At 72.9% G+C, this 8,870-nt stretch carries 5 protein-coding genes and 1 riboswitch; of the genes, 2 read left to right on the top strand and 3 right to left on the bottom strand.

Translation table 11 applies throughout. From position 1 onward, the window contains the following. Positions 1 to 55: 55 nt before the first annotated feature. The gene (gene gcvP / locus ACFU7Z_RS30000; protein ID WP_074004467.1) at positions 56 to 2,956 is read right to left on the bottom strand and encodes an aminomethyl-transferring glycine dehydrogenase; all 2,901 of its coding nucleotides are present in this window, start codon (positions 2,954 to 2,956) and stop codon (positions 56 to 58) included. Positions 2,957 to 3,193: 237 nt separating this feature from the next. Continuing rightward, positions 3,194 to 3,297, bottom strand: a riboswitch (glycine riboswitch). A 151-nt stretch (positions 3,298 to 3,448) separates the two neighbouring features. Here gcvP and ACFU7Z_RS29995 point away from each other — a divergent pair. Beyond that, a complete protein-coding gene (locus ACFU7Z_RS29995; RefSeq protein ID WP_380780921.1) occupies positions 3,449 to 4,723 on the top strand; it encodes a PRC and DUF2382 domain-containing protein in 1,275 nt (424 codons plus the stop codon). 216 nt (positions 4,724 to 4,939) lie between these two features. Continuing rightward, positions 4,940 to 6,436, top strand: coding sequence for an MFS transporter (locus ACFU7Z_RS29990; protein WP_380780919.1), 1,497 nt, complete (start codon positions 4,940 to 4,942; stop codon positions 6,434 to 6,436). Positions 6,437 to 6,577: 141 nt separating this feature from the next. Here ACFU7Z_RS29990 and ACFU7Z_RS29985 read toward each other — a convergent pair whose 3' ends face one another. Together ACFU7Z_RS29985 and ACFU7Z_RS29980 are read right to left on the bottom strand one after the other, a co-directional pair. Beyond that, a complete protein-coding gene (locus ACFU7Z_RS29985; protein WP_380780917.1) occupies positions 6,578 to 8,005 on the bottom strand; it encodes a DNA polymerase IV in 1,428 nt (475 codons plus the stop codon). A 72-nt stretch (positions 8,006 to 8,077) separates the two neighbouring features. Next, the gene (locus ACFU7Z_RS29980; protein WP_369808307.1) at positions 8,078 to 8,770 is read right to left on the bottom strand and encodes a vancomycin high temperature exclusion protein; all 693 of its coding nucleotides are present in this window, start codon (positions 8,768 to 8,770) and stop codon (positions 8,078 to 8,080) included. Positions 8,771 to 8,870 lie beyond the last annotated feature (100 nt).

Here is an 8,870-nt window from a genome sequence, read left to right as displayed (position 1 = left end):
GGAGAACTCCGCCGGGGCCCTGCCGTCCGACCCGGACCACCTGGGCCCGGTCGGGTCAGACGCCGTACTCGTCCAGCGGCGGGCAGGAGCAGACCAGGTTGCGGTCGCCGTACGCGCCGTCGATCCGGCTCACCGGCGGCCAGTACTTGTCCGCCGGGTTCACGCCCGCCGGGAAGACCGCCTCCTGCCGCGAGTAGCCGTGCGCCCAGTCGCCGGCCAGCGTGGCGGCGGTGTGCGGGGCGTTGCGCAGCGGGTTGTCGTCGGCCGCCCACTCGCCCGAGCCGACCTTGTCGACCTCGGCCCGGATGGTGATCATCGCGTCGCAGAAGCGGTCGATCTCGTGCAGGTCCTCGGACTCGGTCGGCTCGATCATCAGCGTGCCGGCCACCGGGAAGGACATCGTCGGCGCGTGGAAGCCGTAGTCGATCAGGCGCTTGGCGATGTCGTCCACCGTCACGCCCGTCTCCTTGGTCAGCGGGCGCAGGTCGATGATGCACTCGTGCGCGACCAGCCCGCCCGGACCGGTGTAGAGCACCGGGAAGTGCGGCGCCAGGCGCTTGGCGATGTAGTTGGCGTTCAGCACCGCGACCTGGGTCGCGTGCTTGAGGCCCTCGCCGCCCATCAGCCGGACGTACGCCCAGGAGATCGGCAGGATGGCCGCCGAGCCCCACGGCGCGGCCGAGATCGGGCCCACGCCGGTGGCCGGGCCGGCCTCCGGCTGCAGCGGGTGGTTCGGCAGGTACGGCGCCAGGTGGGCGCGCACCGCGACCGGGCCGACGCCCGGGCCGCCACCGCCGTGCGGGATGCAGAAGGTCTTGTGCAGGTTCAGGTGCGAGACGTCCGCGCCGAACTTGCCCGGCTTGGCCAGGCCGACCAGGGCGTTCAGGTTGGCGCCGTCCACGTACACCTGGCCGCCGGCCTCGTGCACCAGGGCGCAGATGTCGGTGATCTGGGTCTCGTACACGCCGTGGGTGGACGGGTAAGTGACCATCAGCACGGCGAGGTTGTCGCGGTGCTGCTCGATCTTCGCCTTCAGGTCCTCGACGTCCACGTCGCCGTCGACCAGGGTCTTCACCACGACCACACGCATGCCGGCCATCACCGCGGAGGCCGCGTTGGTGCCGTGCGCCGAGGACGGGATCAGGCAGACGTCGCGCTGGGTGTCGCCGTTGGCGTGGTGGTAGGCGCGCACGGCCAGCAGACCGGCCAGCTCGCCCTGCGAGCCCGCGTTCGGCTGGATCGACACGGCGTCGTAGCCGGTCACCTCGACCAGCTGCTGCTCCAGCTGGCGGATCAGGGTCAGGAAGCCCTGGGCCTGGTCGATCGGCGCGAAGGGGTGCAGCTGGCCGAACTCCGGCCAGGTCACCGCCTCCATCTCGGTGGTCGCGTTGAGCTTCATGGTGCAGGAGCCCAGCGGGATCATGCCGCGGTCCAGCGCGTAGTCCCGGTCCGACAGGCGGCGCAGGTAGCGCAGCATGGCGGTCTCCGAGCGGTGGCTGTGGAAGACCGGGTGGGTCAGGTACTCGTCCTCGCGCAGCAGCGCGGCGGGCAGCGCGTCGGCGGCCTCAGCGACCTCGACGGCGGGGACGCCGAACGCGGCCCAGACGCCGGCCAGGTGCTCGCGGGTGGTGGTCTCGTCGGTGGAGACGGAGATCCGGTCCGCGCCGTCCTGGTGGACGTTGATGCCGTTGGCGCGGGCGGCGGCGGCGATCTCCGCGGCGCGGCCCGGGACGACGGCGGTGACGGTGTCGAAGAACTCGCCGTGCAGCAGCTCGACGCCGCCGGCCCGCAGGCCCTCGGCGAGGGCGGCGGCGTAGCGGTGGGTGCGGCGGGCGATGTCGGCCAGGCCGTCGGGGCCGTGGTAGACGGCGTACATCGAGGCCATCACGGCGAGCAGCACCTGGGCGGTGCAGATGTTGCTGGTGGCCTTCTCGCGGCGGATGTGCTGCTCGCGGGTCTGCAGCGCCAGGCGGTAGGCGCGGTTGCCGTCGACGTCGACGGAGACGCCGACCAGGCGGCCGGGCAGCGAGCGGGCGAACTCGGCGCGCACCGACAGGTAGCCGGCGTGCGGACCGCCGAAGCCCATCGGCACGCCGAAGCGCTGCGAGGTGCCGCAGGCGATGTCGGCGCCCAGCGAGCCCGGGGACTTGAGCAGGGTCAGCGCGAGCAGGTCGGCGGCGACGGCGACGATCGCGCCCAGGCCGTGCGCCTGCTCGATCACCGCGGTGAGGTCGCGGACCACACCGGTGGCGCCCGGGTACTGGAGCAGCACGCCGAAGACGCCGCGCTCGACGATCTCGGCCGGGATGCCCTCGGACAGGTCGGCGACGACGACCTCGACACCGGTCGGCACGGCACGGGTGTTGATCACCGCGACGGTCTGCGGCAGGGTCTCGGCGTCGACCAGGAAGACGCCGCCCTTGACCTTGGTGACGCGGCGGGCCAGCGCCATCGCCTCGGCGGCCGCGGTGCCCTCGTCCAGCAGCGAGGAGCCGGAGGTCGGCAGGCCGGTCAGGTCGGAGACCAGGGTCTGGAAGTTGAGCAGCGCCTCCAGGCGGCCCTGCGAGATCTCCGGCTGGTACGGGGTGTAGGCGGTGTACCAGGCCGGGTTCTCCATGACGTTGCGCAGGATCACCGGCGGGGTGAAGGTGCCGTAGTAGCCCAGGCCGATCATCGGCTGGAGCACCTGGTTGCGGCCGGCCAGCTCGCGCAGCTCGGCGAGGACCTGGGCCTCGGTCCGGCCCGCGGGCAGGTCCAGGGCGGTGATGGAGCGGATCGCCTCGGGCACCGCGGTGGCGGCGAGCTCGTCCAGCGAGCCGTAGCCGACGGACGCCAGCATCTTCTCCTGCGCGGCGGCGTCGGGGCCGATGTGGCGGTTCTCGAAGGGGCTGGCCAGCTCAAGCTCGGTGAGGGTCGAGGCGCCGGTGGGGCGTCCCGCGTTCGGCTGGGCGTTCATGGTGGTCGAGGCCTCCTGGTCACGGACCGGCGGGGGTACGCACGCCGGTCGGCCTCGCCGCTGCGGACAGCGGACGAACCTGGGCGGGCGGACCCGACAGGCCTCCCCCTCTGTCATCGGGACCTGAGAGCTTCACCCGCACGGGGCGCTGTGGGCGCTCCGTCGGCTTGCACCGTCGGTGAGGGTGGTGATCGCCGGCTTCCGCGCCGACGCTCCTGCCCTGCTTTCCAGAGTGACCTACCCCACACGGTACGGATGCCTGAGAGATTCCGGGGAGGAGTTGCTCCTTCGGCGCTCCGACCAGCGGCTTTCGCAGTCGGAGACTCTCCCGAGCGGGCTCTGCGGTCGTCGCCCAGGGTACCAGCGGGAGGCCCCCCGATCACGGGTGCGTCAGGTCGTTCGGGGTCTACGCGCGTCCCCCGGACGGTCCAGCGCGCAGCCCGTCCGGCGCACCCCGCTCGCGTCCGTCCGATTCATGGCTTTTGGTGTGAAGTGGCGGACGGAACGGGTGCTCCGGCCGCCTTCCTGCGGGAGTTCCGCAAGCTCAGCGCACGGGAGGAAAGAGTGCAGACCGACATCGACCCCCGGGACCTCATCGGTCACAAGGCCGTCGACCGCAACGGAGACAAGATCGGCACGGTCGACGAGGTCTACCTGGACGACGCCACCGGCCGGCCCGAGTGGGCCGCGGTCCGGACCGGCATCTTCGGCCGGGACGCCTTCGTCCCGCTGACCACGAGCGAGTTCGCCGGCGACGAGCTCCGGGTGCCGTACGACAAGTCGCTGGTGAAGGAGTCGCCGGACTTCGGCGTCGGCCAGCACCTGTCCCCCGCCCAGGAGCTCCAGCTGTACCGCTACTACGGGCTCGACACCCCGATGGACGGCCGCCCGAGCCACGAGAACGGGAGCCGGCCCAGGCAGGCCGACCTCGACTTCGGCACCACGGCGGCGGCCGCCGCCGCCACGACGACCGCGGCGGCCCCGGCGAAGTCGCTCACGTTCCACACCCCCGAGCGCTCCACCGAGCCCGTTCCCGAGCCCGCCCCGGCCAGAGCCCCCGTCGCCACCGCCCCGCCCACCGCCGCCGTCACCGCCGCGGTCGCCGACAGCACCAGAACCGCCCCGGAGGCCGACATGCGGATGCTCAGCACCCCCGAGGCCACCACCGCCACCCCGGCGGCCGCCCCCGTCGCACCCACCGTGGAGCCGAGGCCGCAGTCGCAGCCCGCCCCCGCCCCCGCGTCTACGCCCGCCCCGGCGGCGACCGTCGGCGCCGCGCACGCCGACGGCGCCCCGTCCGCCCCCAGCGGCCCGGTCGAGATCACCTGCCGCGAGGAGCGGCTGGAGGTCACCACCGAGTGGCACACCCTCGGCACCGCGAAGCTGCGCAAGTACGTGACGACCGAACAGGTCGAGCGCCGCATCCCCGTGGTCCACGAGCGCGTCCGGGTCGAGCGGATGCCGGTCAGCGACGCCGAGCGCGCCACGCTCAGCGAGAAGGACATCGCCGAGGCCGTCGAGGAGGTCACCCTCCGCGAGGAGCGCGCGGTGGTCCGCAAGTACCTCGCGCCCGTCGAGCGGGTCCGCCTGGTCGTCGAGCGCTACACGACGGAGGAGGTGGTCCGGGAGGAGCTCCGCCGCGAGCACGTCGAGGTCCACGACACCACCGCCACCCAGAACACCTCCCCGGCCGGCTCGACCCCGCCCCCCGCCTCACCCCCCGCCGCCGACTCACCCCGCCCGGCCGCACTGCGCCCGCTCGTCTGACACCACCCGCGAAGAGGGGCCCCGGACACCGTCCGGGGCCCCTCTCGCACACCCACCGCAGGCACCCTCCCCACACCTGCCACCCCCCACCACGGCCCTTGTCACGTACCCGACCGTTCACCTTTGCCAAAACTTAACCACTCGATATTTGACACTCTGAAGTATCTCCCTGCATGGTTACTTCAGTTCATTCACTATGTACGGGAGGAAGCAACCGTGAGTGAGGCACCACAGCCCACCACCGCGGCCGAGAAGCAGAGCAGCGCCCGGGTCCTGCCGGCCCTCATCCTGGCGATGCTGTCGTTCAGCGTGGTGCAGACCGCGGTCGTCCCGATCCTGCCCTCGCTGGCCAAGGAACTGCACGTCTCCGCGTCCAGCGTCACCTGGCTGATGACCGCCAACCTGCTCTCCGCAGCCGTGCTGACTCCCCTCCTGGGCCGCTTCGGCGACCTCCGGGGCCGCAAGCCGATGCTGCTGATCTCGCTGGCCGGCCTGGTCGCCGGTTCGGCGCTGGCGGTCAGCACCCACTCCTTCCCCTGGCTGGTCGTCGCCCGTGTCCTCCAGGGCGCCGGCGGTGGCGTCCTGCCGCTGGCGATCAGCATCGTCCGCGACGAGCTGCCCAAGCAGAAGGTGACCGGCGGCGTCGCCGCCATCAGCGCCTCGATGGGCGTCGGCTCCGGCCTCGGCCTGGTCGCGACCGGTCTCCTGCTGGAGCACTGGAACTACAAGTCGATCTTCTGGATGGGCCTAGTCTTCGGCCTGATCGCGATCGCCCTGGTCGCCTTCCGCGTCCCGACCGACCCGGTGACCGACAAGGAGGGCGGCGCCGACCCGCTGGGTGCCCTCACCCTGGCCGGCTGGCTCTCCGCGCTGCTGGTCGCGGTCAGCCAGGGCAACCACTGGGGCTGGACCTCCAACAAGACGCTCGGCCTGTTCGCCGTCGCCGCCGTGGTCGCCCTGATCTGGGGGATCATCGAGACCAAGGTCGCGCACCCGCTGGTGGACATGAAGATGATGGCCCGTCCGGCCGTCGCCTTCACCAACGTGGCCGGCCTGCTCATCGGCTTCGGCATGTACGGCTCCTTCATGGTCATCAGCAACTTCGCCCAGACCCCGGAGAAGCTGACCCACTACGGCTTCACCGCCAGCGTGCTGCACGCCGGCCTCCTGCTGCTGCCGTCCGCGATCGGCTCGATGGTCGCCGCCCCGGTCGGCGCCCTGCTGATCGCCCGTCGCGGCCCGCGCCTGCCGCTGGTCCTCGGTGGCGTCCTCGGCGCCATCGCGATGGCCTACCTGGCCGTGCGCCACGGGCACGAGGGCGACATCTACACCGCCTCGGCGATCTTCGGTCTCGGTGTCGGCCTCGCCTTCGCCGCGATGCCGGCCTACATCAACGGCGCCGTCCCGGTCGAGCAGAGCGGTATCGCCAACGGCATGAACTCCGTGCTGCGCACGGTCGGTGGCGCGATCGGCACCGCCGTCATGGCCGCCATCCTGACCGGCGACACCATGAAGCTGCCGCCGCAGATCCCGCTGTCGCTGCCCACCCTGGACGCCTACAAGCACGCGTTCTGGACCGCGGCCGTCGTCTGCGTCGTCGCCGGCGTCGTCCCGTTCCTGATCCGCGGCACCAAGTCGGCCGCCACCGCGACGGTCGTCGGCGGCTCGGCCCAGCAGGACTCCAGCCCCGAGCTGGTCAAGACCGACGCCTGACGAGGCGTCCGGCCCCCGCGCTCAGGGACAGGGCGCGGGGCCCGGTCCCCGTACATCGTGAGGGCATCACGAACGCACGGGGTCCGGCACGGTGATCGGCCCCACCCGGTACTCCCCCACCGGGTGGGGCCGCTTCGCGTTTCAGGCTCCTTCCCCCGGCCCGCCGGTCCCCTCCGACACACCGTCCGGCCCCTCGTCCGCACCCGCGTCCCGGCGCAGCGGCAGCGGCCGGGACGGTTCGAGCGCCGGGTCGTCCACCGCGAAGGTCCGTACCCGCCCCGGCCCGTCCCACGGCGTCTCGAACCGTACGGTGACCCTCCCGACGCCGCTGCCCTGCACCCAGCCCGGACCGAACTCCTCGTGCCGGACGTCCTGTCCGGGCACCCACCGCCGCACCACGACGGCCTCCGGCTCCGCCTCGGCCTCCTCGGCCTCGGCCGCCGCCTCCGCGTGCTCCGCGGCCTCCTCCCGCAGCGCCTGGGCGAACAGGTCCTCCTGGGTGTAGTCGGCGAGTTGGGCGACGCCCACGCCGAGCAGCCGGACCCCGCCGGTGATCTCCACCTGCTCGGCCAGCCGGCGCGCGGTCGCGGTGATCACCGCCTCGTCGTCGGTGGGCCCGCCGAGCGTCTCCGAGCGGGTCAGCGTCGAGAAGTCGAACCGCCGGACCTTGAGCACCACCGTCCGCCCCGAGCGCCCGGCCGCCCGCAGCCGCCGTACGCACCGGCCGGCCAGGGCCTCCACCTCGCGCAGAACCCGTTCCCGGTCGGCCAGGTCCACCTCGTAGGTGTCCTCCACCGACACGGACTTGGCGTCCTGGTCGGCGATCACCGGCCGCTCGTCCAGCCCTATGGACATCTGGAAGATCCCGGCGCCGTGCGCCCGCCCGACCAGCTGCACCAGCTCCGCCTCCCCCGCCTCCGCGAGGTCGGCCACCGTGCTCAGCCCGGCCCGGCGCAGCACCTGCTCGGTGGCCGGCCCGATCCCGGGCAGCGCCCGCACCGGCATCGGGCCGAGCACGGCCCGCTCCTGCCCGGGCTCGATCATGACCAGTCCGTCCGGCTTGGCCTGCTCGGAGGCGATCTTGGCCATCAGCTTGGACCCGGCCGCCCCGACCGAGCCGGTCAGCCCGGTCGACCGCTGGATGTCCGCCCGCAGGTCCTCCGCGAGCGCGAGGACCAGCCGCTCGCCGGTCTCGTGGTCCGCCTCCAGCAGCGCCGGTCCGTACGGGCCTGCCTCCAAGTCCACGAAGGCCTCGTCCAGGCTGAGCGGCTGCACCAGCGGGGACAGCTGCCGCAGCAGCCCCATCACGATCTCGCTGTTCTGCCGGTAGGCCTCGAACCGCCCCGCCAGGAAGGCCGCGTTCGGGCAGAGCCTGCGCGCCTGCGCCATCGGCATCGCCGAGTGCACCCCGAACCTGCGCGCCTCGTACGAGGCCGTGGAGACCACCCCGCGCCCGCCGAGCCCGCCGACGACCACCGGCTTGCCGCGCAGGCTGGGCTTGGCCGCCTGCTCCACCGCCGCGAAGAAGGCGTCCATGTCGAGGTGGATGATGCTCGGCAGAGATCGCACCCGCCGATCATCGCGTACGGGTCCGACAGTGCGTACGAACCGGGCCGGAGGCCCCGCTCCCGGCCCCCGTCGCTACTGCTTCGCGGCCTCCGCCAGCGCCTTCGGAATGCCGTCCTCCCGGGGCCCGAGGAACACCGGGTCCGGCCGCAGCCAGGCGTTGGCCGCCGCCTTGCCCGCCCCGGCGACCTCCCGCAGCCCGCCGTACAGCCAGGTCGCGTCGTGCAGTTCCGGCACCCCGACCGCGTACGAGCGGATGCCCGCCGCCTCGCACAGCGCCAGCGCCCGGCGGACGTGGAAGTCCTGGCTGACCAGCACCGCGTGGTCCACCCCGAAGATCCGGCGCGCCCGGGTGCAGGAGTCCCAGGTGTCGAAGCCCGCGTAGTCCCGCACCACCCGGTCCTCGGGAACGCCGTTCCGGGTCAGGTAGTCGTACATCGCGTCGGGCTCGGAGTACTCGACCCGCCCGTTGTCCCCGGTCACCAGGATCGCCTGCACCTTCCCCTCCCGGTACAGGTCCACCGCCGCGACCAGCCGGTGCTCCAGGTACGGGGAGGGCTTGCCCTGGTACAGGCCGGCCCCGAAGACCACCGCGACCGGCGCGGCGGGCGCGCTCTCCACGGTGCCCACCCGGTCCCCCGCGGCGAACCACACCCAGGCGCTCGGCGCCAGCGCCAGCGAGCAGAGCACCGTTCCGACCTGGAACACCCTGCGCTGCGTCCGCCGCTGCCGCAGCCGGGCCCCCAGCAGTCCGGCCCTGCGCCGCAGCAGCCCCGATATACCGGTACCGACTCCCACGTGCCCTCCCTCGATCACGTCAACCGGGGAACACGACGGGGCCGCGGGTCCGAACGGTTCCCCGTCCGGG

The sequence above is a fragment of the Kitasatospora sp. NPDC057518 genome (assembly GCF_042802075.1).
In the GTDB taxonomy this organism is placed as follows: domain Bacteria; phylum Actinomycetota; class Actinomycetes; order Streptomycetales; family Streptomycetaceae; genus Kitasatospora.
The sequence above is the reverse complement of the archived record's forward strand: the minus strand, read 5'-3'. Positions and strand labels throughout refer to the sequence as shown.